Source organism: Coraliomargarita parva (assembly GCF_027257905.1).
Classification (GTDB): domain Bacteria; phylum Verrucomicrobiota; class Verrucomicrobiia; order Opitutales; family Coraliomargaritaceae; genus Coraliomargarita_A; species Coraliomargarita_A parva.
On record NZ_JAPZEI010000005.1, the window covers coordinates 279388 to 304875 of the forward strand.

Genomic DNA, 25488 nt, shown 5'->3' on the forward strand with positions numbered 1-25488 from the left:
ATGTGGCATGGCTTCTGCAGAAGGCTGAGTCCTCGATCCCCGCTTCAATATTCAGATACGAATGAAATTCAGCTCTCTCCTCATGTGCGCTCTCGCTCCATTTGTAAGTTCTTCAATGTCGGGCTTTGAAGCCGATCCGGAACTGGAGCGCTTTGTCATGGGGCTGCCCAAGGCCGAGCTGCACCTGCATATGGAGGGGACGGTCGAGCCCGAAGTCTTTCTGGAAATCGCTGCGCGCAACGGCATGGACATGCCCTACAAGGATGCGGAAGCGGTGAAGGAGCGCATGCGTTCCGCCTATGACCTGCCCAGTTTCATCGAGATGTATGAAGAGCTGATCGGGGTGGTGCGGCATCCCGAGGACATTCGTGACATCACCCTGCATTATTACCGGAAGGCCTACAGTCAGGGCGTGCGTCGCGTGGAGATGTATTTCGATCCGCAGCTCCATCTGGAGCGGGGGATGACGCTGGAAGAGGTCTTCACCGGCCTGGCCATGGGGAAGGCCGCGGCCGAAGCGGAGCTCGATGACCTGACGATCGGTTTCATCATGGCCTTTCTCCGCGACCGTCCGGCCGAGGCGGCCATGCAGGTGCTCGAGGACGCCAAGCCTTGGCATTCGATGCTGCTGGGCGTCGGACTGGATAATCCGGAGGTGGAGGACTTCCCCACCAAGTTCAAGGAGGTCTATGCCCGTGCGAAATCCTATGGCCTGCGGCTGACCAGCCATTGCGATGTGCAGCAAAAGAACACCATCGCGCACCATTGGGGGGTGATCAAAGTGCTCGGCGTCGAACGGATCGATCACGGCTTGAATGTGCTGGACGATCCGGAGCTGCTGGCCGAAGTGAAAAAGCGCGGGATCGGCCTGACCGGGGTGCCTTCCCTGTTCTACCGTGAGATGCCGGGCCGGATGGAATACCGTGCCGGTGCGATCAAAGGTCTCCTCGACGCGGGAGTGGAAATTTCCATCCACTCGGATGATCCCGGGATGAAACGCGGCCTCTACGTCGGTGATTTGATGCTGCGCGCACAGGCCACCGCCGGCATGACCCGTGAGGATCTGGTCACCATGGCCAAGAATAGCTTCCGCACCGCCTGGATCACGGACGAGGAATGCTCAAACTGGCTCGCTGCGATCGATGGGTACGTCGCGAAATTCGAGTGAGTTGCCCCGGTGGCGCTTGGTGTCGCACCGGAGCGCAAGCCTCCAGCTTTTCCGGCGGGCTCAAGTCTTTCTCGTTGCCCTGCGGAGCGAGGGCTCCACACTCAGTCGCCCTCATGTCTGCCAAGCCTTTTACATTCATCTGCGGTGACGACGACTACCTGGTTTCCGAGCGGGGCAAGGGGTGGTTTGCCGCGCAGACAAAGGACCTGATGGATGACCTCTCCAAGGAGGTGATCGACGGCCGGGCCGGCAATATGGCGGAAGTGGAAGACGCGATCAACCGCTTCAGCAGTGCGGTGCAGACGCTTTCGCTCTTCGGCGAGCGGAAAGTGGTCTGGATGAAGGACGTCAACTTTATGGCCAACAGCCAGACCGGCAATGCGCAGGGCACCCTCGATCTGGTTGAGCGTCTCAAGGACCTTCTGGATGGCCTCGATCCGGAACAGGTCGGTGTCCTGATCACGGCACACCCTGTTTATAAGGTCCGCAGCTTCTACAAGTGGTGCCAGAAGACGGCCGATTTTACCCTGATCGAAGGGGGCAAGGATTCCGCGCAGGCTCTGGCGGCGTTGATCGGGGATGAGTGTGAGAAAGCCGGCGTCAAGATCACCCGCGATGCGATCGAGCTCCTGATTGGGAAGGTCAACGGCAATACCCGCCTGATTGTGGAAGAGACCCGGAAGCTGGTGACCTTTGTGAACGAAAGCGGGGAGCCGATTGACGATCGTCTGGTCAGCGACCTGGTGCCGAATTTCGGGGATGCGGATTTCTTCGAAGCGGCCGATGCTTTCTACTCCTTGAATTTGCAGTGGACGCTGGAGGCTTTGAAGCGGCACTTCTTTACCAACAGCGAGTCGCGTCCCTTGTTGGGGAGCCTGCAATCACGCAACCGCCTGCTGATCCAGCTCCGTGTTCTGCTCGATGCCGGAGCGATCCGGCTGGGGGGGCGGGGGATTGCAAAAAGTGATCTGGAGGCGGCGGGCCGGACCTACGGTCAGCACTTCGGGGATAGCAGCGAAAAGAGCAACCTGAATGTCTTTACCCAGAATCCCTGGTATTTGGGACGTCTGGCCGAGACGGCCAAGAAAGTGCCGTTGAAGAAGCTGATTGATTTTCAGATCGCCTTTGGCGAGGCCTTCGAGGGTATTCTGGCCCGGCCGAACGAGCAGGAGGCGGTCTGCCGCGAGCTGGCGGTGAAGTGCTTGAGCTGAACCGTTATTTTACAGGAACGTATATGGGTTTTCACCGTGAAATCTGACTGGAATCCGAAGAAAAAATTAACGTTCATTCACGTAAATAAACGGTTCCCAAAACCATCCTACAGTATGAAAGCCAAATTGTTTCTCCTCCTGCTCTTTCCATTAGCATTGTTCGCAGCCGACGACCACGGAACGGTAAAGGTCGAGATCCTCGAGCAATCGGATGCCATGTGGAACGGGAAAAAGCTGCCGGCCTATCCTAAAGAGGATCCCGAAGTCAGCGTGGTCAAGGTGACGATTCCGCCGCATACCAAGCTCAAATGGCACAAGCACCCCTGTATCAACGCGGGCTACCTGATCTCCGGGGAATTGCTGGTCACGGCTGAGGGGGGCGAAACGAAGCAGCTGAAGGCGGGCGACGCGCTCATCGAGCTGGTCGATACCTGGCACTACGGGGAGACGGTCGGCGATTCGGCGGCGGAAATCGTGGTCGTGTATGTCGGTGTGAAAGGCATGCCTTTGTCGATCGGCAAGCCGGTGGAATGAGGCGGATTGGAATTTGTACCGGAAGGTGGAGGGTTGCGCTCCGTCGCAACCGCGAATCTTGCCTTAGCTCACGGATAACACTGTCGCTTACAAGGCTGCGGCGGTGACAGAGCACCGCCCTCCGTCGCCACAGCATCCAGCAAGAGGTTGCCTGCCATGGTCAGTGCGATGCGTTGGGCCGAAGACAAGGCAAGCCGGTGAAAACCTACTTCGATTGACTGGCTTGGAAGAGGGCGGCGCAGCCAATTGTTTCAACCGACCATCGGGCATAGCGCTGATCCAGGGCGGCTTTTAGTCCGTCCAGGCTGTCAGCCGTGTTTGTGAAAATTCCTTTCCGGTTGTAGATGCCCATCAATCTTCGTGCGGCCCAGTTCCGGGGGATTCCATGATGTAGCAAGGTGCTACCGAAGACATGGCCATCCGGAGCGAGGCAGGCATTCAGATGGTCGAAAGCAACAGCCTTTTCCTCAATGCTCCCGGGCAGGCAGTGGAGCAGGTAATTCAGGCCGATGGAGTCGAAAGGCCGGGGCTTTTCCCGGATGGGTTCGAGGACATTGGTTTGGTGGATCTCGGGCGCATAGCGCTCAATGCGTTGCCGGGTGGCTGTCAGGCATTCAAGGTTCAAATCCATCAGTGCGACCCGCGGGCGTGGCGCTGGAAAACGGCAATGATCGAGAAAGTAGCCTGTGCCCACCCCGACATCCAGGTGGTTGCTGCTGATCTGCGAATTGTAGAATTCCAACAGTTTGTTCGTTGGGCAGCGCCAAAGCCAGTGATTGGACAGGCCGAGCACGAACCAGTCGTAGAGACGGAGGGTTCCTTGGGTGTAGACGGCCTGTCCGGCGTGAATGTCTTCGGCTGTGGGCATTGTAGTTTCTCTGGGAGAGAGCGTGCGCTTTGTCGACCCGGCATTCCCTCAATTTCGGGCGGAAGTGCAATTCGTCACTCTATGAATCGAACGTGCGTTGGGGGTACCACCTAGTTGACCGGGTGGAAACAACTCAATTTCTAGAACTCGGGCCGAGCTTCTCGATTTTGGCTGTTTTTTTATGGCGTGACGGGGGCAGGGGTGTATTTTGCACCGTTTCCCAATTTTCAGAAACCATGGACAACATACCGAATGTTCTCGCGGGGCGTTACGCCTCGAAAGCCATGCGCGCCGTTTGGAGCGCCGAAGGCCGTATCGCGCTGGAGCGCGACTACTGGATCGCGGTGCTGCGTGCGCAAAAAGAACTCGGCCTGGATGTGCCGCAGGAGGCGATCGATGCCTACGAGCGGGTCAAAGGGCAGATCGACCTCGACTCGATCAACAAGCGCGAGGCGATTACGCGCCACGATGTAAAAGCGCGGATTGAAGAGTTTTGTGACCTCGCCGGGTATGAACACATTCACAAAGGTCTGACCAGTCGTGACTTAACGGAGAATGTGGAGCAGCTGCAAATTATCCGCGGCCTCGAGATTATTCGCACCAAGACGATCGCTGCGCTCCTCAAGCTCGCCGACCGTGCGGAGCAGTGGAAGGAGCTTGTGATCACCGCCCGTACCCACAACGTGCCGGCTCAGCCGACGACTTTCGGCAAGCGCTTGGCCATGTTTGGTGAAGATTTGCTCTGTGCGGCCCGCGAGCTCGACCGCATTATCGACAACTATCCGGTACGTGGCCTGAAGGGGCCGGTGGGCACCCAAATGGACCTCTTGACGCTCTTCGGCGGCGACCGCGAAAAGGTGGCTTCGTTGGAGGACAGCATCCTTGATCACCTGGGTGTGGGCGCCGCGCTCGATACGGTTGGTCAGGTTTACCCGCGCGGTTTGGACTTCGAGGTGGTCTCCATTTTCGTTCGCCTCGCTTCCGGTCCGTCCAGCTTTTCCAAGACGCTGCGCATCATGGCCGGCCACGAGCTGGCCAGCGAAGGCTTTGCCAAGGGGCAGGTCGGCTCCTCCGCGATGCCGCACAAGATGAACAGCCGCAGCTGCGAGCGCATCAACGGTTTTGCCGCCATCCTCAAGGGCTACCTGACGATGGCCGCCGAATTGGCCGGGGACCAGTGGAATGAGGGGGATGTGTCCTGTTCCGTGGTGCGCCGTGTCTTTTTGCCGGACAGCTTTTATGCGGTCGATGGCATGCTGGATACCTTCCTGACCATCTTGAAGCAGATGGAAGTCTATCCGGCTGTGATTGATCAGGAAAACCAGCGTTACGGTCCCTTCCTCGCCACCACTACGCTCCTGATGGAAGCGGTCAAGGCAGGCGCCGGGCGTGAAGCCGCCCACGAGGCGATCAAGGAGCATGCGGTCCAGGCCGTGCGTGACTTGCGCAGCGGGGCGATCCAGAAGAACGACATGGTCGAGCGTCTGGCCGCGGATAACCGGCTGGGACTTCCGGCCGAGACCCTTGCCCAACTGGTCGAGGAGGCCCAGGCCATGACGGGAATGGCCCGCGAGCAGGTTGAAAACTTCTGCGCCGCGGTCCGTGAAGACGCGCAAAACTTTCCGGAAGCAGCGGGCTATGAGCCGGGCGCGATCCTTTAAGATTGCGTTGAACTCTGCCCAACTTACACCACATTCATTTATCTAACCTAGCGAAAATCCAGAATATGTCCCAAGAACTTGAAGGAAACTGCCTCGTCGCCCAATCGGGCGGCCCCACCTCAGTCATCAATGCCAGCTTGGCTGGTGTCGTGACCGAAGCGCTGAATCACGAGTGCATCGAAGAAATTTACGGCGGTCTCAACGGCGTGCTGGGAATTCTCAACGAGCAGCTGGTCGACCTGGCTGCCGAGTCCCAGCAAAATATCCGTGGCCTGCGCTACACCCCGGGCGCTGCTCTGGGCACCTGCCGCTACAAGCTTAGGAAGCAATCCGATTTTGACCGTGTCCTCGAGGTCTTCGAGGCACACAACATCCGCTATTTCTTCTACGCCGGCGGTAACGATTCGCAGGATACGGCCGATAAGATCTCCAAGCTCGCTCAAGAACGCGGCTACGAGCTCCGTGTCATCGGTATTCCCAAGACCATCGACAACGACCTGGTGACGACCGACCACACTCCGGGCTACGGCAGTGTGATCAAGTACATCGCCACGACCGTCAAGGAAATCGCCTGTGACAATGCCGCCATGGGCCAGCACGACCTCGTTCAAATCATCGAAGTCATGGGCCGCAGCGCCGGTTGGATCGCCGCGGGTGCCGCACTGGCCAAGCGCCGTGACGATCCCAATGCCGCGCCACACTTGATTTACCTGCCGGAAGTCGCCTTCTCCCCCGAGAAGTATCTGGCGGATGTCCAGCGTGTGCTTCAAAAGGAGAAGTACTGCGTGGTTGTGGTGGGCGAAGGTCTGGTTGACGGCGACGGCAATTACGTTTCCACCGACAGTGCCGGTGCCGATGCCTTCGGTCACTCCCAGTTGGGCGGGGCCGGCGAATACCTGCGTGGCCTGGCCGAGGAAAGCCTCGGTGTGAAAGCCCGTTCGATCAAGCTGGGCATGGCTCAACGTGCCGCCGTGCACTGCTCGTCCCAAGCAGACAATGACGAAGCCTTTATGGCCGGACAAGCTGCCGTCAAGGCTGCCATGGCCGGTGAGACCGACAAGATGGTGACCCTGCTCCGTGGTGACACCGACAGCTACACCTGTGAGACCGGTCTGGCCCCGCTTGCCGAAATCGCCAATGGCGTGAAGAAGCTGCCCGAGACCTGGATCAACGAAGACGGTGTGAGCATGAACTACAACTTCTACAAGTATGCGCTGCCTCTCATCCAGGGCGAGGTTCAGGTGCCCTACGACAACGGTGTTCCGGCTCTGATCCAGCTCAAGAAGGATAAGATCGAGCGCAAATTGGCGCCTCATGTCTTCGAGTAAGCCTGGCTTGATGTTTTTTCAAAAGCCCTGTCCCATTCGGACAGGGCTTTTTTGCGTCATCTTCGATTAGCGGGAAAGAACTGCGTTGGACTTCGCGCCATGGCTTGCCTGAACCCCTCCGTCTCCGCGTTGCGGAGCCACCTCCCCTCGTTGAGAGGAGGAGCTTTAACTTTCTAGCTCCGCTGAGTCACTCGCGATAATCCAAGCTCCTCCCCTGTTCGCAGGGGAGGGGGACCGCAACACTTTTATATCAGGGCAGGATGCCCTGACTCCGTTGGTGCCTATTTATAATCTAAGGTACTTGGCTGACACGACACTAGCGGGAAAGAACTGCGTTGGACTCGTGCCATGCTAGCCTGAACCCCTCCGTCTCCGCGTTGCGGAGCCACCTCCCCTCGTTGAGTGGAGGAGCTTTAACTTTATAGCTCCACTGAGTCACTCGCGATAATCCAAGCTCCTCCCCTGTTCGCAGGGGAGGGGGACCGCAACGCGGTGGAGGGGTTGCAGGCGCATCGTCTCGCCACAGCCATGGACCTACGGCTCAATCGACAATGAATTGCTTTTTGGGGGCATCGCGCTTTGCGGGATAACGCATGGAGGGAAACGGTGATGCCGGTGCGGCAAAGCAAAAGCGCCTCCCCTGCCTGCGGGGGGCCTCGATTGAAAAAGCCTTGCTCTCCTGTCTTGCAAATAAAAGATGAGTTTCTGGCTCCAACTCAGTAAGGCATGAAAACGATACTCCAGGTTCATATCTTTGTCCGGCTCTGCGCAAGCGCCTCAGCTCTCTATGGCCTCTACCTGTTTTTGATCGCCTGGCCTCAGGTGGTCCGGCTCCGAGGGCTCATGGAGAAGCAAAAAGAAAACACAGAGATCATGGGGGACACGTTCGATTTCAGCGCGTTCATCCCTACGTTCTCGGAAATTTTGCTGGGACCTTTTCTACTCCTAACCGCGGGATTGTTTGGTCTCCTGTGTACCCGCAAAATCGTGGAGTGGATCATTGGACCTGATCCGATGAAGACCCTGATGCATTTGGATCGGCAGGGGGAGCAGACCAAGTCGCGGTAAAAGGGGCCGTTTTCTATGATTATGAATCTGAAAAGACACTTGCTCGTTGTGTCCTTGGCTTTTGGGACGGCAATCAGCTGTTTTGCGGGAGATAAGGAGGATTGGGAGTCCCTTGCCGAACATGGAGATACTCGTGCAATGATTTCGCTCGGGATTATGTATCACACAGCAGATGGCGTCGCTCAGGATTATTCGATCGCGCTGGACTGGTATTTAAAAGCTTACGAAAAGCATGATGGTGACGCCCTGAACAATATAGGTGTTTTGTTTCGGGACGGCTTGGGTGTTTCCCGAAACAAAAAAGTGGCATATCTTCTGTTTCTAGCGGTTCACATGGAAGGCCTTGGAACCGAAGCGACCCAATATCGGGCAGGTCGCAATCTGGGGCGCCTTGGTCAGTCGCTTTCACGCGAGGAAATTTACGAGGCACTTTCTTATACCTGGGATTATGTCGATCAGATCGTTCTCAGTCGCGGGAAAAATTTGGAGATTTGGAAAGATGTTTTACCGGGGCCTGAGCGGCTCCGCATCAGGGAGAATCATTGGTGGTTAGAGAGTGAGCGAGAGAATATGAATTTCGAATCACCGGCACCATGGAATATTCAAGCTGCGCAACCGTCGGAGTGATTCTGTTGGCGCAGTTGGAGTGCATTAGTGGATGACTATCTGTTCTTACTAATTTGATCCTCAAGGATTACTAATAGATGCATGGGTTTATCCGCCGCTTGCTTGCGCCTTTCGGGCGCGATATGCTCCAATTCTTTGCATGCTTAAGCCCCTCACTACCATTGGCCTAGCGGCTTTTTGCGCGCTGGGGAATTCCCTATCTGCCAACAGTTTGAATGTGGTCGAACTGGAGCCTTTCCTGGTGAGCCCGGACCGGTACCCATCCTCGTTGGAGCAGCCTTCGCTTCTGGGGCAGGAATGGCGCAACCGCGGTGCGGTGGGACTGGCCGAGGCGCTGGAGTCGGCTCAGCCGGGTATTTCGCTGGTGCGGAAGGCGGGGATGTCGAACGATGTGGTCATGCGTGGCTTGGGCGGGGATGATATCAGTGTCACTCTGGATGGCCGGAAGATCTTCTGTGCCTGCTCGAATCGTATGGATCCGCCGTTGTCGCAGGCGACCGGAGAAAATGCGGAACGGGTGGAAATTGCGGCCGGACCTTTCAGTCTGAAGCGTTCGGGCTCCTTGGGGGGGCATATCAATATCGTCAGTGCACCGATTGATGGCGGATGGCATGGTGAGCTGACCGCCGGTCTGGGCAGCTACAGCCAACAGCAGCATAGCGTTTGGGCTAGTTACGGTGAAGGTCCTTGGGCCATGCGGGTCCAGGGGGCGTATCTTTACGGGGATCCCTACGAAACCGGAGACGGGTTGCGGATGACCGAGCTTCCCGCTGACATGGCGGGCTACCTGCCGCAGTATCTGGACGGGCCGGCCTATGAAGCATGGCATGCGGGGGCGGAATACGAGTGGCGCTTCAAGTCGAAGCGGCGTTTGCGCTTCAACTTTCTCCGTCGTGAGGACAGCGACGTCCTGTTTCCCGGCCTGAAGATGGATGCCGATAAGACGGAAACCACTCAATTGGGCCTGCGCTTGAGTCAGGATGAGCCCGCGGGCGTCTTCGAAAGCTGGGTATTGGACGCGTATTTCAATGATACGGATCACCTCATGACGGACAGTAAGCGCCGGAGTAGTCTCTACGGGCCCGGCAATATGTCACGCCCGGCCTATGTGCTGGAGCGCGGCTATTTCATGCGCACGAATGCGACCGCGAGGAACTGGGGCGCGACTTTCGATGCTGAAGTTGACGGGGGTGCATTCGGTGATTGGGAAGTCGGAGGAGAGCTTGGGCAGCGATTGTGGGACAGCGAGAACACCATATTGAATATCAACAACGCGATGTTGCCGGATGTCCTGTCGAGCACGGCGGGTGTCTATGCGGAGTTCGCGTATGCGTTCGCGACGGATTGGCAACTGGAAGGTGGGGGCCGCCTCGACGCGTTTAAGGTGGATCCCCGTGGTGATACGGACTTGTTGGAGTTGCGCCGGGGGCATGTGGATGATTATACCTCGGTCGAGCCGGGGGCCTTTGTCTCCTTGCGATATCAAGTCAGTTCGGTCACCGCGGTGTTCGCCGGCTTGGGCTCGGTCGCGAGGACGCCGAATCCGCAGGAGCTTTATATCCAGGTTGACAAGCCCGGCATGAATCCGGACTGGCTGGGCAATCCTGACCTTGATGCGCCCCGCTCGACGGAGTTGACTGCGGGCGTCGAGTATACGGAAGAGGGCTGGAATTTTCGGTTGCGTGCGTTTCACAGCTGGCTCGACGATTATATATATCCGGTGGCGCTGGGCGCCATACCCGATGTCCAGTCCTACGACAATCTGGATGCGCGCCTGTACGGGGTGGAACTGAGTGCAGGTTACCAGCTGTCGGGGAATTGGAGTCTGGCGGCTGGCTTGGCTTGGCAGGAAGGTCGCAAGGAGTCCGGATTTGGCAGTGGCAACCGTGCCCTTGCGGAGATTCCGCCGCTTCGCTTTCAAAGCGCGCTGCAGTATCAAACCGAGACGACCGAGTTGAAGCTTGAGCTGCAGGCTTCGGATCGGCAGGACCGGATCGATCCCGACCTCTATGAGCAGGATCTGGGGTCCTGGCTCACCGTCTCGGTTTACGCGCAGCGGAAATTGGGCAAGCACTGGACCCTGTCTTGTGCCGTGACCAACTTGTTCGACGAGAACTACGCCGTCCACAATGCGCAAGTGAGGAACCCGTTCAGCACGTTTACAGTGGTCAACGAGCCCGGCCGGGTGCTCAAGGCAAGCCTCAGTTATGCCTTTTAGCCGTTCCGCAGGGCCAGCGTGAGTTGACTCGATAGTGCCGATTTCAGGGCTTGTATGATGTCCCGGCTCTCCGTGATGTAAGGACCCTCTATGTGCTGAGCTTATCTTGACTTTGCGCAGGCGCCTGGTCGCAACCGGTGAAGGCTGCGGCCAGGCTGAACAGTCAAACAAGACTGGGGTTTCGGCGCATTAAATAAAGAGGTTGGCGTTGGTTTCCGACGCGGCGCCCAAGTATTCGGCGACCCCTCCGAGTTCGACCCCGTCAATCAGTTCCTCTTCGCGGATGCCCATCGCTTCCATCGACATCGTGCAGGCCACGAGGCGGATGCCGGCTTCCTTGGCAGTCTGCATGAGGTCGGGAAGATTCGGCAGCTTCTTTGCCGCCATGCGATCCTTCATCATCTTGGTGCCCATGCCGCCCATGTGCATCTTGGAGAGCGGCAGCTTATGGACGCCGCGGGGCAGCATCCATCCGAACATCTTGTCCATGAAGCTTTTTTCCGGAATGACCGGTGCGCGGTCCTTGCGCAGCACGTTCAGACCCCAGAAGGTGAAGAAGAGTGTGGCCTTGCCACCCATGGCGACCGCTCCGTTGGCAATCACGAACGAGGCCATGGCCTTGTCGAGCTCGCCGGAGAAGACGACGATGGTGGAACCTTTCCCATTCGACGCCACGGCGCTTGGTGCGGCAGTTGCGGGTGTGCTGCCGGTCTGTTGAAGGCGACCAACCACGATGCCTTTGTCTTTTTCGACGCTGATACATTCGTAGCCGTTGGCCTTGCAGAAGGCGGGCAGGTCATTCTTGAATCCTGCATCGGAGGCCCGGACTTCGAGCACTTGGCCGGGCTTCAGTTCCGCGGCGGCTGCCTTGACGCGCAGGATCGGCCCTGGACAGGCCATCCCCGTGCAGTCGAGTGAAACGGTTTCGCTGCTGCCGGCAGCGGGTGGGTTTGACGCGGAATTGTCGGACATCGTAGTTTCTGTTGAGGTGGGAGATTCGGGTTGCTCGGCTACTTTCCATCCGCCGACATGGGCTTTGACGTCGAAGCCGTTTTGAGAGAGCACGCGAGCGGCGAAGTAGCTCATCTTGCCCAAGGCGCAGATCGTGACGACCGGCTTGCTGCGGTCGAGCTCGTCGAGTCGCTTGCGCAGTTCCGGGTAGGGAATGTTCTTGGCTCCCGGGATCGGCTTGAGTTCGACCATGGCCTGTGGGCGCACGTCAACCAACTGGACAGTGGCGGGGTCGGGCAAGTCATAGGCCGGAGTGACCGCACCGCTTGTAATATTGTTGGCGGAGAAGCCTGCGGTGTTGATCGGGTCCTTGGCCGAACCGAAAGGCGGCGCGTAGGCGAGTTCGAGGTGCTCGAGGTCCTGAATCGTCAGCTTGCCCTTAATTGCGGTGGCCAGCACATCCAAGCGCTTGTCCACTCCCTCGTAGCCGTTGGCCTGGCCGCCGAGGACGCGTCCGGTCGACTTTTCCCAGAGTAGCTTCAAGGTGAGATGCGTGGCGCCGGGGAAGTAGCTGGCGTGGTTGTAATCAGTCACGATGGTCTTGTCATAATCGATGCCGAGTTGCTTGAGGCGCTTCTCGGTGTGACCGGTCACACCGGCGGAAATGTCGAAGACGCGGACGATGGCCGTGCCGATGGAGCCCGGATAGGGGCGTGCCAGATCGCCGTTGATAATGTGGTCCGCCGCGGTGCGGCCCTGGCGGTTGGCCGGGCCGCCCAAGGGGATTGCCGCCGGTCCTTCCAGAATCGGATCTATGTTCTCGCTGACATCGCCGACGGCGTAGATGTCGGGGTCGGAGGTCTGCATGTAGGCATTCGTTTTGATGTGTCCGCGCTGGCCGAGTTCGAGACCGGCATCCTTGGCGAGGCCGCTTTCCGGACGCACTCCGATTGAGAGCAGTACCAGATCGGCATTGATGCTCTTGCCGGAGTTCAGTTTGGCCTGAAGTGCACTGCCTTCGCCCTTGGCGAATCCTGAGATCCCGTCGCCGAGAAGTAGGTTTACCCCGTTGTCCATCAGTTCCTGCTGGACGATACGAACCATCTCCGGGTCCATTTGTGGGAGGACTTGGTCGACCAACTCAACCAGTGTGACTTGCTTATCCAGGTGGACCAGCTGTTCAGCCATTTCCAGGCCGATGAAGCCGGCGCCGATCACGAGCACTCTTTGGGCCGCCGACGCCGCTTCCTTGATGCGGTCCATATCCTGCAAGTTGCGCAAGGTGTGGATCCCGGGCAGGTCGATGCCCTCAAGCGGCGGCTTGAGCGGGGATGCGCCGGGAGAGAGGATCAACTTGTCATACGCCATGTCTTCCTCCTTCCCGGTCTCCAGATTCCGAATTTGAACGGTCTTGGCGGCGCGGTCGATTGAAACGGCTTCCGTTCTGGCCCGTACATCAATCGCAAGCTGCGCCTTCAGACTGTCCGGTGTTTGTACCGAAAGCTTGCTGCGGTCCTCGATCTCGCCGCCAATATGGTAAGGCAGCCCGCAGTTGGCGAAGGAGACGTCCGGCCCCCGCTCAATCAATGTGATTTGTGCTTCTTCGTCCAGACGGCGGGCGCGGGCAGCGGCGGAAGCGCCACCGGCGACACCGCCGATGATGACGATACGTTGCTTGGATGTGTTCGGAGTATTCATAGCGATTCGGAATTTGGATCTAAAACTTAATGTTGAGTTGCACGGCAGGCGTCGGAGTTTTCGGCCACGGGATTTTCCTGCTTGGTTCCGAGCGTGCATTGGAAACTGTGGCAGAAGCTGCGGACGTTTTCACAGTTGAGTGAATAGTAGACTTTCGGACCGGACTGACGGCTCTTGAGCAAGCCGGCCTTGTCCATGGCTTTCAGGTGTTGTGAAACCGTCGGTTGGGCTAGTGGCAGCGCGTTGACGATGTCTCCGCAGCAGGCTTCGCCGCATTCCTGCAGTAGCGTGATGATCGCGATGCGTGCGGGGTGCGCCAAGGCGGCGGCAAAAGCCGCGAGCGCGACCTGGTCGTCGGAGAAAAGGGTGTGTTTGGGAGATGCCATAACCTGAATTTTTAATAATCGTTTATTTGCGATAAACGATAAGTCAAGCCGTTTCGATTTTTCTTGATAATGGGATATATCTCATAACTATGGGCTGTCTTTCCACTGATTGACTTGTCCATGGCACGACCCAACAAAGCGCGAACAATTGCCTCGGCACTCGAGCCCGTGATCTATTATCCGGCGGGTTGGACGGCGACACATGCGAGCATGATGGAGGTGGCGATTGAGGACTTCGAGGTGATGCGACTGGTGGACGGGCATGCGCATAGCGTGGAGGAGGCTGCCACGAAAGTGGGGGTTTCGCGCAGTACGGCCGGTCGTATGCTGGAGCGTGCGCGGCGTGCGGTCACGCTCGGGATCGAGCGACGATCCGCGATATATGTGGATGCGGGTAAAGATCTCCGGCTGGAAGCGTCTGGTACTCGTCCGATTCTTGGTCGCGTCGAACCTTCCTCGTTGCTGGCCGTTGCCTGTCCCGAAACTGGGGAAGACCCGGAGGTGGAGCGCATCTTTGGGCGTGCGGCGCGTTTCGCCCTGGTCGGGCCGGATGGTCAAGTCCGGTTCATTTTGAATCCGGGGATGACTGCCTCAAGGGATGCCGCGGAATTGGCGGTACATGCCTTGATTGATGCAGGAGTTGGCCGGGTGGTGGCTGGACGTTTCGGGCCGGACGCGCTCCGGCTGATCTCCCAGGCCGGCATGCACGCGCAGTTGGCCTCAGGTTTACGGCTCGGCCAGGTACTGGAGATGTTTTGTTTATGAATACAATAGAATCAACGAATCTGGGCCGGGTTGTGCGTATCGCCGTACCGGTATTGAAGCAGGCGGGCTTGGGCTCGCAGATTTCAGCTCACTTTGCGAAGGCGCCGGGCTTTCTCATTGTCGATAGTGATGGAGGGAATGAATCGTACCTCGTGACGGCGGAGTCGCGTGAGCCGAGTGAATGTGCCCCGATACGCGCCTTGGCGCGTGCGGGGGCGAAGGTGCTGATATGCCATGGGATCGGACAGGGGGCGCTGGCGCGTTGTCACGAGGCCGGGATGCAGATCCTCAAAGCCGAAGGGTTCACGGTGAGTGAGGCGCTGGCCTCTTTTCGCGACGGGGCTTGTCCGGATTTTCCGGATGGCCAGTTGTGTTGCAATCATTCGGACCATCATGATCATGGGGAATCCTGCGGATGCTCGGATTGAGGACAGCCGCGAGCGTACTGAAGCTCCACCGCTTGAGACAGCTGGGGCACGATGCCTGCTTGGCTTGCACGCATCCGGATCTCAAGTTGGATTTCACTTTGGATGGTCCGCACCGCTTGCGCAGCTCGATCGACTTTACCAAGGCGATGACGAGTTTTAACGGCATGGTGCACGGGGGGCTGTTGGCTTTTGTGATGGACGAGGCCATGACCTGCGCACTGATGGCCGAGGGTATCTATGGAGCCACTGGTGATTTGAACCTCCGCTACCGCAAGCCGGTGCGGGTGGGCCCGACCTCGCATATTACCGTTTCGATTTCTCAGAGGCACCAGCGGCTTTTCCGTTTGGAGGCCGAGTTGCGGCAATCGGGCGAGTTGTGCACTACGGCCAAGGCGCGTTTTATGGAAACGACGCTCTTGTCTCCTGAGGAGCGGGCAAAGCTTCAGGACTAATTCGAGGCGGTGTAAGTCTCCAGGATCGAATCGATCAAGCGGATCGCGTCGTTGGCCCGTAGGCCTTGCTCACCGCCGATTTCGGTATAGGGGAGCTTTAACCGGTCGAGGCTTTCCTTGAACAGTCCGTGCAGCTGTTCCCGTGCGGCCGGGCTTTCCCGTTGTCCCGCATCGGCGATCCAGGGAATGTCGGGGAGGCAAAGCAGGTAGTGGGTGTAATCGCGCTGAAGGAAGTCCGTGTTCACCCAGTCGAGAACGGTTCCGAAATAGTGGTTCGCGTAGATGATGGATGAGAGAATATTGGTGTCGTGGAAGACCATACGGCTGGCTTGTGCCGCACCGGCGTCTTCCACCGCGAATTGGCCGCGGGCGATCGCTTCTAGGTCCTGCGCTTGAAGGGGCCGACTTAGGGAGTCGACATATTCGCGCACATACTCGGGAGTCCAAGGCTCGCCGTAGTAGCCGGACAGCGCTTGGGCCAGAGTCGTCTTTCCGGTTGATTCGGCTCCGGTGAGGACAATACGGATCATGTGGCGGGTTTGGTTGAGTGGATGCTTTGTTTCCAGTCGTGCAGTCCCTTGAGTGCGAGAAACACGAATACGCTGAAGAGGAAGACACTGGTGAGGGAGCCCTCCTGTCCGAGCAGGCGGATGTAGATCAAGTCGGAGATGATCCAGCAGAACCAGGTTTCGATGTATTTACGGCTCAGCATCCATTGGGCGATAAAGCCCATCGAGGTGGCAAAGGCGTCCAGGAAGGGTACTTTCGCTTCGCCCAAGTGCTGGAGCAGGGTCCCGAGGAGAAGGGTGCTCGCCGTCAGGACTCCAAGGCAGATGGCGAGACGCGGCTTGGAGATATGGCGGATGGCCATTTCCGGTTCCGCTACTTGCTGCGGTCGGCTCCACTTGAACCATCCGTAAAAGGAGAGGACGACAAAGACGGCATTCATGAGCATGAAGGCCTTCAATTGGTAGAGGTAGCTCAGGTAGACATAGGACCCGTAGCACAGGATGAAGAGCGGCCAAGAAGCGAGCTTCTCTTTAATCCCGAGATAGACGCCGACGATGCCGGAAACAATGCCGATCCACTCCGGAACAGTGATGAGCTGGATTTGCGCCCAGAGAGTGTCGAGCATGCGCGGCTTGTTTCAGTACGTCGCGGACTAATCCGCGTCGTAGATCTTGACCTGTTTCCAAAGGTCCTTGTTGCCGTTGATGAAGGCTTGGTGGAGCGGATCGACCTGATAGTCGTCATGGGCCTGCATGTCTTTTAGTATCACGGTCAGGCAAAAATCATAGCTGTTGTCGATGACGGGGCGTTCCGGGGTGGCGGCCGGGCAGCCGATATAGACGGCTTCGGCGGCTTCGATACCCTTCAAGGTTTCCAGGGCGATTCGAAAGTTTGTGATTTCATCTCCCTGGAGATCTTTGCGGAGCCAGAATAATACGGTGTGGACGAGCATGATTTTTGGAGTTTGGGATACGGTTACAAGATTCGGGGCTAGAGGATTGAGGAGATGATTTCGCGCAGCTCGCCATGCGTTGTCGCCACCTTCAGGTCGGGTCGTTCATCAATCAGGCGTTGGGGCGGGCAGAAGAGCGCTTTGTTATCAGCCGTATCGATCATGCTTAGATCGTTGTAGGAATCACCGGCGGCGAAGGTTGCAAAATTCAGGGCCTTGAAGGCTTCGACGGCCTTGCGCTTGTGGTCCTTGAGGCGAAGTTGGTAGTCGGCGATGCGGCCGCTTTCGTCTATCACCAGGTCGTGGCAGAACAGGGTCGGGTTGCCCAGCTTTGCCATCAGTGGCCCGGCAAATTGGCTGAAGGTGTCCGAAAGGATCACGAGTCGCGTCTGCGAAGTGACCCAGGAGACGAATTCCTTTGCGCCGGGGAGTGGGTCCAACGTGCCGATGACTTCCTCGATGTCGGCCAGCTTGAAGCCTTCCTTGTCCAGGATGTCGAGGCGGTAGCGCATGAGCGTGTCGTAGCAGGGCTCGTCACGGGTGGTGCGTTTGAGTGCCTCGATGCCGGTTTTTTCGGCAAAGGCGATCCAGATCTCGGGAATGAGTACTCCTTCCAAGTCGAGGCAAACGATATTCATGCCTCTTTAGACCGCGAATGCGCTCTCCTAAGTCAACCTCATTCCTGATGGGATGCTGGTGCCGGCGGGAAATTCTGTAGAATTTCAGAGACAATGGCGCGCACCTCTGCATCCGTGGGGGCCGACCAGCCGAGGCGTTTCTTGTAGGCGCCACGCCAGACCAGTTCCTGGCTCTGCTGGTCGATGATATCCACCAGGAAGGTGCCTTCTTCGTATTCAACCACGTCGATCGAATGATAGCCGCCGTAGCCATAGTAAGGATAGCGGCGGAAGGGAGAGCCGCCGAGGCTCAAGTCGCGCACTTCACTGACCTTGCGGCTGGTCGTGTTAAAGGTTATCCGGAAGTCGGGCTCGGCGCAGTTGCTCTGGAAGCCTTTGGACTGAAGCTCGGCATTGAGGGCCGCCTCAATCCGGCGGTCGACGATCGGGCTCAACACCACATCCTGATAATGCTTACGTGTTTCGCGGGAGTCGATTTCGTAGCACTTGTAGCTCCGGATGGTGGGGAGGGCCGCGCTGTCGTAGTCGATGCGCGTGGGGGACACGCAACCGCTGAGTCCGAGAAGGCAAAGGGGCAGGCAGATGTAGAAAATAGCTTTCACGGGTATTAATCTATGGGGATGGCGCTGAGATTCAATCGAAAGCCGCTGAAATTACGCGGTGGGAGGGGGGGGTAACAATCAACTAGCCAAGCTTAAACGAATTACGAGCCGGGCTTTTCGGCGATCCAGAGCACGGGCGGGAGCCTGGTCCCGCCCGTGCGGGGCTCATGGTATTGAACCTGTCCGCCGCGTTCGCTCAACTCTTGCATCCATTGGGCCACGGCCTCGGCTTCCTCCAGACCGCCGGGATGGCCACGGTAGGCGGTGACAAGCAAGGCTCCGCCCGGGAGTAGTTTATCGAAGCCTGCATCCAGTGCACGCAGTGTGTGCGCCGGTCGGGTCTGGATCGATTTGTCGCTTCCGGGGAGGTAGCCCAGGTTGAAGATGATCAGTTTCCATTGGCCGTCCAGCTGCGGAATCTGTTCGGCGTGGTCGCCTTCGAGGAGCCGGACCCGTTTCAGCATCCCGTTTTCTTCCAGTCGTTGGCGGGTGCTACGGATCGCATCAGCCTGAAGGTCGATTGCGGCGACCTCACCGGTGCTTCCGACCTGTTGGGCGAGCTTCAGGGTGTCGTGTCCATTGCCGGCTGTGGCATCAATTGCCCGGTCGCCTGGGTGCAGGTGGGCATCGAGATATTCGTGGGCGAGTTCGGTGAGGCGCATGCTTAGAGGAAACGTTGCAGGTCGACCTCGGGATCGAGAGGCATACCGTGCAGGAGGTGATCGACGAAGTGCTGGCTCAACCAGGGGGCGACGGAAGCGCCCTTTGAGCCGAGGCCGTTAAAGAGATAGAGCCCGGACTCTGTGGGATGTGTTCCGACCAAAGGGTGGGTGTCCGGGGTGGATGGGCGATGGCCGGTAAACTGTGCCGCGACCCGGAAGGCGTATTTCGGGTCGATAAAACCGGCGGCATCATTCAGCAGGTCGTTGCGGGCGGCGTCGGTGGGCCGGTCGGACAGGTCGGCTTCGTCGTAGGTGGCTCCGAGGCGGAAGCGCCCGTCTCCGTAGGCTAACAGCCATTTGGTGCTGTGGTAAATGCCCGTTCCCAAATTCAGGCTGGGGCAGGTCAATGCCAGTGTTTCCCCTTTGATCGGTTTTAGGGGCAAGTGCTGGAACCAGGGATTTGCCCGTATGCCGGTCCCTTCGCAGAAGATGATGCGGGATACTTGGATGCCCTTGTAATTCCAGCCGGCATCGCTGCGATGCAAGGCATCATAGTCGAATCGGGTGTCGAGGTAGCTGTCGTGTGCGGCAAAATCGGCACGGATGAGCCCGATCAGCTTGGGCAGGTCGACCCATGCCGCCCGCCGGATCTCGATGCTGCCGAAAGGGTCTGCGATTCCCGGTGTGGCAATTGTACCTGCAGCGTCGACCGGGCCTAGTACGTCGGCGTAGCGGGGATTTCGGCTGCGGCGGCCGGCGCGCCTGTAGTCCTCCCCGTTTTGAAAGAAGCGCCGCGCGCTGACTGGATGGAAAAGCGGCTGTCCGAACTGTGTTTCTAGTGCCGCATAGGTCTTGTCTGCGACGGGGAACAGGCTGTCTACCCGCCAGGACTTCGTCATCCAGCGCCCCGTTACCGGGTTGATCAGTCCGGCGGCGGCTTGGGTTGCCGTGGGGCCGGTCGAATCGCCGATCAGCAGCACCTTCAGTCCGCAGGTTTTGAGTTGCCAGGCGAGGAGGCAACCGGCGAGTCCGGCTCCGATAATCAGGTTGGATGTTGTTTGTTGCGGGTAGATCGTTAGTTTGGGTTGGTTGCAGCTATTCTTGTCGCTTGCCCGTAACTCTCAACCACCAACTTTCAGGCTCCTTCCATCTTGAATCTTTTTCATAGATTGCGTGAATGGCTTTCCCGGGGAAATTCTCGCCCCCTGCCCCCGGATAGCTCGCGGGCCGCTCGCGGACGCTATGGGGAGGATCGTGCCGCAGACTATTGCCGCCGGCAGCTGGGCTACCGCATTATCGCCCGCAACTGGCGCTACAAGCGGGATGAGCTCGATTTGATCTGTCGTGATGGGGAGGTCCTGGTCTTTGTCGAGGTCCGTCTTCGAAAGGCCTCCGCGAAGGTCTCCGGATACCACTCGGTGGACCGGAAAAAGAAGGCGGTTCTGAAGCGTGCCTGTATGAATTACCTGCGCCGCTTGCCTTCGCCGCCAAAGCACTTCCGCTTTGACGTGATCGATGCGGCGTTGTCTGATGATGGCCGTGCAGAAGTTCGCCATTTCGCGAACGTCCCTCTTTTTCCTAAACATTACACAGCTCAGCGATGAATTCTACCGACGAATCACGGCATCCTTTTCTCAAGGGGCTCAGCAAGCACCGTGGTGCACCGCCCACGGTGGTGGTCATCTTTGGCGCTTCGGGCGACCTGACCGCGCGTAAGCTCGTACCGGCGATCTTTAACCTGGGGGTGGATAACCTGCTGCCGGGCGAATTCCACCTGATCGGCTACAGCCGTTCGGAGATCCCCGACGAGGAGTTCCGCTCCGCTATGGACCAAGCGATCGAGGAGCATTCCCGGCGGCCTTTGAACAAGGAGATCTGGGAGCGGGTGCGCCAGCATACTACGTATCATGCCGGTGGATACGGCGATCCGGAGTCCTTCGCCAGACTGGCGGAGAAGATCAACAAGATCGAAGCCGATCTCGGCCGGGACGTGCAGCGCCTTTTTTATATCTCCACGCCGCCGAGTGTCTTCGAGCCGATCATCCGGAACCTGGGTGCTTGCGGGCTGGCCGAAGCCCATCTCAACACCAAGCTGGCTTCCAAGGTCATCATCGAAAAGCCTTTCGGCAAGGACTTGGAGTCGGCCCGGCACCTGAACAAGACGATCAATAGCGTGTTCGAGGAGTCCCAAGTCTACCGTATCGATCATTACCTCGGGAAGGAAACGGTTCAGGACCTCTTGGTGCAGCGATTCGCCAACGCTATATTCGAGCCGATCTGGAATCGCGAATATGTCGATTGCGTGCAGATCACCGTGGCGGAGAGCCTCGGGGTCGGTAGCCGCGGCGGGTACTACGACACCAGCGGGGCGTTGCGTGACATGATTCAGAACCACACCATGCAATTGGTCGCCCTTACCGCGATGGAGCCTCCTGTATCGCTCGATCCGGAATCAATCCGCGATGAAAAGGTCAAGGTGGTGAAGGCGATCCAGCCGTTGGAGCTCAAGGCCGAGGGCGGCGATGTGGTGCGTGCCCGCTACGCCAACGGCTTGGTCAACGGACAGCCGGTCAAAGGCTACATGGAGGAGAGCGGCATTCCCGAGGATTCGAGCACCGAGACCTATGCGGCGCTCCGCCTCTCGATCAACAACTGGCGTTGGAAGGGGGTTCCCTTCTATATCCGCTCCGGTAAACGCATGGCGCGCCGTGCCAGCGAAATCGCGATCCAGTTCAAGCGTCCTCCGGGCATTCTCTTTTCGGAGGGCAACAAGTTCGACGTGGCGTCCAATACCATGGTCGTCAGTATCCAGCCGGACGAAGGGGTGACGCTGGTGATGAACTCCAAGATCCCGGGCCTCGAGACCCGCACCCAGCCGGTGAAAATGCACTTCCGCTATGCCACGACTTTTGGTTCCAACACCCCGGAAGCCTACGAGCGCCTGATTCTCGATGCGATGGTGGGCGACAGCACGCTTTTCATCCGCGGGGACGAAACCGAGGCCTCCTGGAAGCTGATCACTCCAATCCTGGAGCACTGGAAGGCATGCGGGAGCCACGGGCTGGAGGAGTATGCCGCCGGTTCCTGGGGCCCGCTGGCCAGTGAGCGCTTGCTGTGGGAGAAGGGCCATCAGTGGCGCCGCTCCGGCTGAAGGGCATCGTGTGAACCTGCAACTGGATATTTTCTATGACGGATCTAATTGATGTCTTGCCCGGTATCGAGCTTCCGGTGGGTGATGTGACCCGTCGCTTGGCGACGATGTGGGAGTCGGGCCCCGGGAGTTCGCTTTCTGAGTTCCGTGCCTCCCAGATGAACCTGGTCCTGCATTTCGGTCTCGATGTGACTGAGGCGGAGGCCCGTGAGCGTTTTGAGACTCTCATCCGTTTTGCCCAGCGCTATCCCAGCCGGATTATAGTCCTCTGTCCCCTGCACGACGCGGGTGACGGATCGATGCAGGCCAAGCTCTTCAGCCAGTGTTACATCGGCGAGTCGCACCGTGAGATGTGCTGCTGCGAGGCCTTGCTGCTCGGTTACAAGTCGGAGGATTGCGGCTATTTGGCGAATCAGGTATCTATCTGGCTGGAGTCCGACTTGCCGACCTACCACTGGTTCAGCGGCGTGCCCGCCGCCCGTATCGAGAAGTATTTTGCCAACCTGCTGGTTGGAGTGCGGCGCTCGGTCTATGACAGTAGTTTTGAAAAGGAAGACCTCTCGCAGCTGGACTGGCCGGATCCCGCGCGGGTCAATGACCTGGCCAAAGCACGTCTTCTGCCGGTTCGGCAAACCATCGGGCAATATCTCAGCGGCTACGGGATCGAGAAGCTGTGTCGCGGGCTGAAGTCCGTTACGGTGAGCCATAGCACAGAGTTGGCGAGCGAGGCCCGCCACCTGATAGACTGGTTGAAGGACTGCTTGTCCGACTGTGACCGCTGCGAAACTTGCCCGGCGATGGATGCTGCATTCCAGGTGCTGGCCTGTGAATCGGGCGGTGAGTGTTCGCTGGAGCTTGATTTCGGCTACGACGACGACCGGTACTTCCGCTGGCGCAAATTCAGCGAGGGGAATTACGGTGAAATGGAAGCGCATCTAGGATCCCATGTGGAGCGCATCCCTACCCGGGTGAAGCCCCTCGCCCCTGAATCGGCCCTCTCCGAAGCCTTGTTTTTCTAGGGGGCCGTCGATAGCGGGTTTGCAGAATTTGGCCTGCCCGCCAGCGAACCCCTTGGAGGGCGAAGCTTGGTGGCTGTTCGTTGTTTGGAATCTTGGAGATGCGGCGCATCCCGCATCGCGTATCTCGTGTCCCTAGGGGAGCGCGTCCAGTGCGGTGAGTGCGTCTGCGGCCTGCTCACTGGTCGAGGCATTCAGGTCGCGCCACACGAGTGTACCGTCCCTGAATATGTAGGCCTGGCGGGACCAGCGGCTCTTGTGGAAAGCCTCGGTCACCTTCTGGTCCGTGTCGGCAATCAGGGTGAAGGGCAGCGTAAACTTGTCCTTGAAGCTGGCTTGGGTCTCTGCGGTGTCGGATGACACACCGAAGACTTTGACATCGCGCTGCTGGAGCTCATCCCAGGCGTCGCGGAGGCTGCAGGCCTGCTTGGTGCAGCCGCCTGTGTGTGCTTTGGGGTAGAAGAACACGAGGGTGGTACCATCGTTGAGGGCTTTGCCCAGATCGATGGTGGCACCGGTATGGTCCACGGCTTGAAGTTGCGGGGCCTTGGCGCCGACTTCCAGGGGGACCTCGGCGCGGAGTAGGTTGGTCAGGAAGGTGAAGAGCATGAGCGAGAGGAGTACTTTGGTCATGCATATGCATCGTTCCGGAGCGGCCGGACTTACAGTTCGTGAGAAAGTGGGGCGGCCGGATTGATTAAGGCCGTTGGCTGACTGTCGAGAGGTCGGCCAGTTTCTGGGTCGTGATCTCCAGGCGGTTGGCCAGGGTTTGCATGATCTTTTCGCCGATTTCAGGATGTTCCTTTAGGAAGTCGGAGAGATTCTCGGCCTGATAGCGTGTGACCACCGATTTTGTGCGTGCCTTGACGGTACAAGTCCGGGGTTTGCCCAGGATTTCTCCGATCTCACCGAAAACGGTGCCGGGGTACATCAGCACGTTCAGCATGATCTGGTCTTTATACACCTCAAGGGCTCCCTTTTGGAGTACGTACAGGCCATTGCTCTCATCACCTTGCTTGAGAATTGTGGCTCCGGGGCGAAATTCCAGTTGCTCTTGCACGAGGGGTGAAGAAATCCATTTCTTCGGACATAGCAAGTCGCGTAAGCGAAGGAATATGCTTTTCAAAGGATTCTTACACCCCCTTACTGGCGCCTTTCTGCATAATGGATTACCGCAAGCACTTTGATTGGGTAGCTGAGAACGATGGCAAGCCGCGACGTCGACAGCGTGGATTTCACGCGCAGATACTCCGACTTCTACGGCACCACATTCGTCCGGGGGCGAAAGTCCTGGAGTGGGGCGCCGGACGTGGCGGCTTACTCAAAGGCCTGGAGCCGTCGCGCGGCCTCGGTCTGGATATCAGTCCGCGCATGTTGGAACAGGCCCGGGAGCGAAACGTCTCTGAAGGTGTCGAATTCCGGCAAGGCGATATACAAGTCGACACAATCGAGGAAAAATTCGACGCGATTGTCCTGGATTACCTTTCTGGCTATTTGCCAGACATTCAGAAGGCATTTGAAAACCTGCAGTCCGCCTGTCACCCGCGCACCCGCATCTATATTACTTCACTCAACTACCTCTGGAAGCCCGTTTTCGTGCTGGCCCAGCGTATGGGGCTGGTGCTTCGCCAGCCGGCCAGCAACTGGCTCTCGACGGCGGATTTGGTGAATCTTCTGGAACTGGCTGGCTTTGAGGTCGTGCAGGAGCGAACCGAACAGATTTTTCCCTTTCGTGTGCCCTTGCTGGATGGCTTCCTGAACCGGTTTCTGGTGAAGCTGCCTCTCTTTCGCCATTTCGGCGTCTCGCTCTTTATCGTCGCCCGCCCAGTCATGAAGCCGGAGCTGAAGTCGCCCTGTAGCTGTTCGGTGATCCTGCCGGCGCGCAATGAGTCCGGGCATATCAAGGCGGCTCTGGAGCGGATTCCGGTCTTGGGAGGAAAGACGGAGTTGATCATTGTGGAGGGCAACAGCACCGATGATACTTGGGAGGTCATTGAGCGCGAAGTGGCGGCCTATCAAGGACCGTTGGAGGTGCGCTACTTTAAGCAGCCCGGAAAGGGCAAGTGGGACGCCGTATATGCCGGATTCGCGGAAGCCAAAGGCGATGTTCTCGTCATCCAGGATGGTGACCTGACCGCGCCGCCGGAGGACCTGCCGAAGTTTTATGCGGCGCTGGCCAGCGGCCGGGCGGAATTCGTCAATGGCAGCCGCCTGGTGTATCCGATGGAGTCTCAGGCCATGAAGCTGCTGAATTTCTTTGGCAACAAGTTCTTTGCCATGGCGCTCAGCTTTGTGGTCGACCAGCCGATCAAGGATAGCCTCTGCGGTACCAAGATGATCCTGCGCGAAGACTACCAGCGCCTGCTCAAGCGTATTGAAGAGTTCGGTGCCTTCGACCCCTACGGCGACTTCAATCTGATTTTCGGATCTTCCCTGTTGGATCTAGCGATTCGCGATGTACCGGTGCGCTACAAGGACCGTGCCTATGGCGACACCAATATATCGCGCTTCTCCGGTGCCGCCTTGCTCATGCGCATGACATGGTTCGGGTTGCGCAAGCTGCGCTTCCACCGCTAGCGCAGGGCCGGCCGGCC

27 protein-coding genes are annotated in these 25488 nt (G+C 58.3%); 15 read left to right on the top strand and 12 right to left on the bottom strand.

Features of this window, described 5'->3' with window-relative positions; translation table 11 throughout:
- The first annotated feature begins 61 nt into the window (after positions 1–61).
- From add to O2597_RS09595, 3 genes are all read left to right on the top strand, one after another.
- The gene (gene add, locus O2597_RS09585; RefSeq protein ID WP_269524339.1) at positions 62–1168 is read left to right on the top strand and encodes an adenosine deaminase; all 1107 of its coding nucleotides are present in this window, start codon (positions 62–64) and stop codon (positions 1166–1168) included.
- Between the two features lie 113 nt (positions 1169–1281).
- Entirely contained in the window at positions 1282–2379 is a 1098-nt protein-coding gene (gene holA, locus O2597_RS09590) for a DNA polymerase III subunit delta (RefSeq protein WP_269524341.1), read from the top strand.
- A gap of 114 nt (positions 2380–2493) precedes the next feature.
- A complete protein-coding gene (locus tag O2597_RS09595; protein WP_269524343.1) occupies positions 2494–2913 on the top strand; it encodes a cupin domain-containing protein in 420 nt (139 codons plus the stop codon).
- Between the two features lie 205 nt (positions 2914–3118).
- Here O2597_RS09595 and O2597_RS09600 read toward each other — a convergent pair whose 3' ends face one another.
- Positions 3119–3781 (bottom strand): class I SAM-dependent methyltransferase, encoded by a 663-nt coding sequence (locus O2597_RS09600; RefSeq protein WP_269524345.1) that lies wholly within the window; start codon positions 3779–3781, stop codon positions 3119–3121.
- 236 nt (positions 3782–4017) lie between these two features.
- Here O2597_RS09600 and purB point away from each other — a divergent pair, with 236 nt between their 5' ends.
- The 5 genes from purB (at position 4018) to O2597_RS09625 (ending at position 10683) form a co-directional block, all read left to right on the top strand.
- Positions 4018–5442 carry an adenylosuccinate lyase gene (purB, locus tag O2597_RS09605; protein ID WP_269524347.1) on the top strand — a complete coding sequence of 475 codons (1425 nt, stop codon included), beginning with the start codon at positions 4018–4020 and terminating at the stop codon, positions 5440–5442.
- Between the two features lie 65 nt (positions 5443–5507).
- A complete protein-coding gene (locus tag O2597_RS09610) occupies positions 5508–6770 on the top strand; it encodes a 6-phosphofructokinase (protein ID WP_269524349.1) in 1263 nt (420 codons plus the stop codon).
- 726 nt (positions 6771–7496) lie between these two features.
- The gene (locus O2597_RS09615) at positions 7497–7838 is read left to right on the top strand and encodes a hypothetical protein (RefSeq protein ID WP_269524350.1); all 342 of its coding nucleotides are present in this window, start codon (positions 7497–7499) and stop codon (positions 7836–7838) included.
- A 21-nt stretch (positions 7839–7859) separates the two neighbouring features.
- A complete protein-coding gene (locus tag O2597_RS09620) occupies positions 7860–8465 on the top strand; it encodes a tetratricopeptide repeat protein (RefSeq protein ID WP_269524351.1) in 606 nt (201 codons plus the stop codon).
- Between the two features lie 139 nt (positions 8466–8604).
- Complete coding sequence (locus O2597_RS09625) at positions 8605–10683, top strand: TonB-dependent receptor (RefSeq protein WP_269524353.1); 2079 nt, start codon at positions 8605–8607, stop codon at positions 10681–10683.
- A gap of 189 nt (positions 10684–10872) precedes the next feature.
- Here O2597_RS09625 and O2597_RS09630 read toward each other — a convergent pair whose 3' ends face one another.
- Positions 10873–13332 (bottom strand): FAD-dependent oxidoreductase, encoded by a 2460-nt coding sequence (locus O2597_RS09630; protein WP_269524354.1) that lies wholly within the window; start codon positions 13330–13332, stop codon positions 10873–10875.
- A gap of 26 nt (positions 13333–13358) precedes the next feature.
- Positions 13359–13718, bottom strand: a complete 360-nt coding sequence (locus O2597_RS09635; RefSeq protein WP_269524356.1) for an ArsR/SmtB family transcription factor — start codon at positions 13716–13718, stop codon at positions 13359–13361.
- A gap of 120 nt (positions 13719–13838) precedes the next feature.
- Here O2597_RS09635 and O2597_RS09640 point away from each other — a divergent pair, with 120 nt between their 5' ends.
- From O2597_RS09640 to O2597_RS09650, 3 genes are read left to right on the top strand one after another with little or no spacing between them, the layout of a single operon-like run.
- Positions 13839–14483: a DUF134 domain-containing protein gene (locus tag O2597_RS09640; protein ID WP_269524358.1), complete on the top strand. Its 645-nt coding sequence runs from the start codon at positions 13839–13841 to the stop codon at positions 14481–14483.
- Positions 14480–14911, top strand: a complete 432-nt coding sequence (locus O2597_RS09645; RefSeq protein WP_269524360.1) for a NifB/NifX family molybdenum-iron cluster-binding protein — start codon at positions 14480–14482, stop codon at positions 14909–14911. The genes O2597_RS09640 and O2597_RS09645 overlap by 4 nt, the downstream gene beginning before the upstream one ends.
- On the top strand, positions 14899–15363 hold the full coding sequence (locus O2597_RS09650; RefSeq protein ID WP_269524361.1) for a PaaI family thioesterase: 465 nt from the start codon (positions 14899–14901) through the stop codon (positions 15361–15363). The genes O2597_RS09645 and O2597_RS09650 overlap by 13 nt, the downstream gene beginning before the upstream one ends.
- Here the strand turns inward: O2597_RS09650 and O2597_RS09655 are convergent.
- The 7 genes from O2597_RS09655 to O2597_RS09685 all read right to left on the bottom strand — a co-directional run bounded on the left by O2597_RS09655 (position 15360) and on the right by O2597_RS09685 (position 19800).
- Positions 15360–15893, bottom strand: coding sequence for an ATP-binding protein (locus tag O2597_RS09655; protein WP_269524362.1), 534 nt, complete (start codon positions 15891–15893; stop codon positions 15360–15362). The two genes, O2597_RS09650 and O2597_RS09655, sit on opposite strands and share 4 nt — an antisense overlap.
- Positions 15890–16498: a nicotinamide riboside transporter PnuC gene (gene pnuC / locus O2597_RS09660; protein ID WP_269524363.1), complete on the bottom strand. Its 609-nt coding sequence runs from the start codon at positions 16496–16498 to the stop codon at positions 15890–15892. The genes O2597_RS09655 and pnuC overlap by 4 nt, the downstream gene beginning before the upstream one ends.
- A gap of 27 nt (positions 16499–16525) precedes the next feature.
- Positions 16526–16825 carry a Dabb family protein gene (locus tag O2597_RS09665; RefSeq protein WP_269524364.1) on the bottom strand — a complete coding sequence of 100 codons (300 nt, stop codon included), beginning with the start codon at positions 16823–16825 and terminating at the stop codon, positions 16526–16528.
- Positions 16826–16863: 38 nt separating this feature from the next.
- Positions 16864–17463, bottom strand: a complete 600-nt coding sequence (gene thrH / locus O2597_RS09670) for a bifunctional phosphoserine phosphatase/homoserine phosphotransferase ThrH (RefSeq protein ID WP_269524366.1) — start codon at positions 17461–17463, stop codon at positions 16864–16866.
- 38 nt (positions 17464–17501) lie between these two features.
- A complete protein-coding gene (locus O2597_RS09675) occupies positions 17502–18065 on the bottom strand; it encodes a DUF4136 domain-containing protein (protein WP_269524368.1) in 564 nt (187 codons plus the stop codon).
- 101 nt (positions 18066–18166) lie between these two features.
- Positions 18167–18727: a tRNA 5-(aminomethyl)-2-thiouridylate-methyltransferase MnmM gene (gene mnmM, locus O2597_RS09680; protein WP_269524370.1), complete on the bottom strand. Its 561-nt coding sequence runs from the start codon at positions 18725–18727 to the stop codon at positions 18167–18169.
- A gap of 2 nt (positions 18728–18729) precedes the next feature.
- A complete protein-coding gene (locus O2597_RS09685; RefSeq protein ID WP_332108360.1) occupies positions 18730–19800 on the bottom strand; it encodes an NAD(P)/FAD-dependent oxidoreductase in 1071 nt (356 codons plus the stop codon).
- 96 nt (positions 19801–19896) lie between these two features.
- On the opposite strand from O2597_RS09685, the gene O2597_RS09690 reads away from it, so the two are divergent.
- Genes O2597_RS09690 through O2597_RS09700 form a run of 3 tightly spaced genes read left to right on the top strand, consistent with a single transcriptional unit; the run spans position 19897 to position 22897 of the window.
- On the top strand, positions 19897–20331 hold the full coding sequence (locus O2597_RS09690; RefSeq protein WP_269524371.1) for a YraN family protein: 435 nt from the start codon (positions 19897–19899) through the stop codon (positions 20329–20331).
- On the top strand, positions 20328–21878 hold the full coding sequence (gene zwf, locus O2597_RS09695) for a glucose-6-phosphate dehydrogenase (protein WP_269524373.1): 1551 nt from the start codon (positions 20328–20330) through the stop codon (positions 21876–21878). Before O2597_RS09690 ends, zwf begins: the two co-directional genes overlap by 4 nt.
- A 35-nt stretch (positions 21879–21913) precedes the next feature.
- On the top strand, positions 21914–22897 hold the full coding sequence (locus O2597_RS09700) for a glucose-6-phosphate dehydrogenase assembly protein OpcA (RefSeq protein ID WP_269524375.1): 984 nt from the start codon (positions 21914–21916) through the stop codon (positions 22895–22897).
- Positions 22898–23029: 132 nt separating this feature from the next.
- On the opposite strand, the gene O2597_RS09705 is transcribed toward O2597_RS09700, so the two are convergent.
- Both O2597_RS09705 and O2597_RS09710 read right to left on the bottom strand, forming a co-directional pair.
- A complete protein-coding gene (locus tag O2597_RS09705) occupies positions 23030–23527 on the bottom strand; it encodes a peroxiredoxin (RefSeq protein WP_269524376.1) in 498 nt (165 codons plus the stop codon).
- A gap of 64 nt (positions 23528–23591) precedes the next feature.
- Positions 23592–23954: a Crp/Fnr family transcriptional regulator gene (locus O2597_RS09710; protein WP_269524377.1), complete on the bottom strand. Its 363-nt coding sequence runs from the start codon at positions 23952–23954 to the stop codon at positions 23592–23594.
- Positions 23955–24058: 104 nt separating this feature from the next.
- Here O2597_RS09710 and O2597_RS09715 point away from each other — a divergent pair, with 104 nt between their 5' ends.
- Complete coding sequence (locus O2597_RS09715; RefSeq protein ID WP_269524379.1) at positions 24059–25471, top strand: glycosyltransferase; 1413 nt, start codon at positions 24059–24061, stop codon at positions 25469–25471.
- The last annotated feature ends 17 nt before the right edge of the window (positions 25472–25488 follow it).

What these genes read in the sequence shown, in the direction of transcription:
- O2597_RS09665 (WP_269524364.1), bottom strand. Translation starts at nt 16,825, where the DNA reads ATGCTCGTCCACACCGTATTATTCTGGCTCCGCAAAGATCTCCAGGGA.
- zwf (WP_269524373.1), top strand. Translation starts at nt 20,328, where the DNA reads ATGAATTCTACCGACGAATCACGGCATCCTTTTCTCAAGGGGCTCAGC.
- O2597_RS09635 (WP_269524356.1), bottom strand. Translation starts at nt 13,718, where the DNA reads ATGGCATCTCCCAAACACACCCTTTTCTCCGACGACCAGGTCGCGCTC.
- O2597_RS09705 (WP_269524376.1), bottom strand. Translation starts at nt 23,527, where the DNA reads ATGACCAAAGTACTCCTCTCGCTCATGCTCTTCACCTTCCTGACCAAC.
- O2597_RS09715 (WP_269524379.1), top strand. Translation starts at nt 24,059, where the DNA reads ATGGATTACCGCAAGCACTTTGATTGGGTAGCTGAGAACGATGGCAAG.
- mnmM (WP_269524370.1), bottom strand. Translation starts at nt 18,727, where the DNA reads ATGCGCCTCACCGAACTCGCCCACGAATATCTCGATGCCCACCTGCAC.
- purB (WP_269524347.1), top strand. Translation starts at nt 4,018, where the DNA reads ATGGACAACATACCGAATGTTCTCGCGGGGCGTTACGCCTCGAAAGCC.
- O2597_RS09640 (WP_269524358.1), top strand. Translation starts at nt 13,839, where the DNA reads ATGGCACGACCCAACAAAGCGCGAACAATTGCCTCGGCACTCGAGCCC.
- pnuC (WP_269524363.1), bottom strand. Translation starts at nt 16,498, where the DNA reads ATGCTCGACACTCTCTGGGCGCAAATCCAGCTCATCACTGTTCCGGAG.
- holA (WP_269524341.1), top strand. Translation starts at nt 1,282, where the DNA reads ATGTCTGCCAAGCCTTTTACATTCATCTGCGGTGACGACGACTACCTG.
- O2597_RS09595 (WP_269524343.1), top strand. Translation starts at nt 2,494, where the DNA reads ATGAAAGCCAAATTGTTTCTCCTCCTGCTCTTTCCATTAGCATTGTTC.
- add (WP_269524339.1), top strand. Translation starts at nt 62, where the DNA reads ATGAAATTCAGCTCTCTCCTCATGTGCGCTCTCGCTCCATTTGTAAGT.
- O2597_RS09610 (WP_269524349.1), top strand. Translation starts at nt 5,508, where the DNA reads ATGTCCCAAGAACTTGAAGGAAACTGCCTCGTCGCCCAATCGGGCGGC.
- O2597_RS09600 (WP_269524345.1), bottom strand. Translation starts at nt 3,781, where the DNA reads ATGCCCACAGCCGAAGACATTCACGCCGGACAGGCCGTCTACACCCAA.
- O2597_RS09700 (WP_269524375.1), top strand. Translation starts at nt 21,914, where the DNA reads ATGACGGATCTAATTGATGTCTTGCCCGGTATCGAGCTTCCGGTGGGT.
- O2597_RS09630 (WP_269524354.1), bottom strand. Translation starts at nt 13,332, where the DNA reads ATGAATACTCCGAACACATCCAAGCAACGTATCGTCATCATCGGCGGT.
- O2597_RS09650 (WP_269524361.1), top strand. Translation starts at nt 14,899, where the DNA reads ATGCTCGGATTGAGGACAGCCGCGAGCGTACTGAAGCTCCACCGCTTG.
- O2597_RS09655 (WP_269524362.1), bottom strand. Translation starts at nt 15,893, where the DNA reads ATGATCCGTATTGTCCTCACCGGAGCCGAATCAACCGGAAAGACGACT.
- O2597_RS09645 (WP_269524360.1), top strand. Translation starts at nt 14,480, where the DNA reads ATGAATACAATAGAATCAACGAATCTGGGCCGGGTTGTGCGTATCGCC.
- O2597_RS09625 (WP_269524353.1), top strand. Translation starts at nt 8,605, where the DNA reads ATGCTTAAGCCCCTCACTACCATTGGCCTAGCGGCTTTTTGCGCGCTG.
- O2597_RS09620 (WP_269524351.1), top strand. Translation starts at nt 7,860, where the DNA reads ATGAATCTGAAAAGACACTTGCTCGTTGTGTCCTTGGCTTTTGGGACG.
- thrH (WP_269524366.1), bottom strand. Translation starts at nt 17,463, where the DNA reads ATGAATATCGTTTGCCTCGACTTGGAAGGAGTACTCATTCCCGAGATC.
- O2597_RS09615 (WP_269524350.1), top strand. Translation starts at nt 7,497, where the DNA reads ATGAAAACGATACTCCAGGTTCATATCTTTGTCCGGCTCTGCGCAAGC.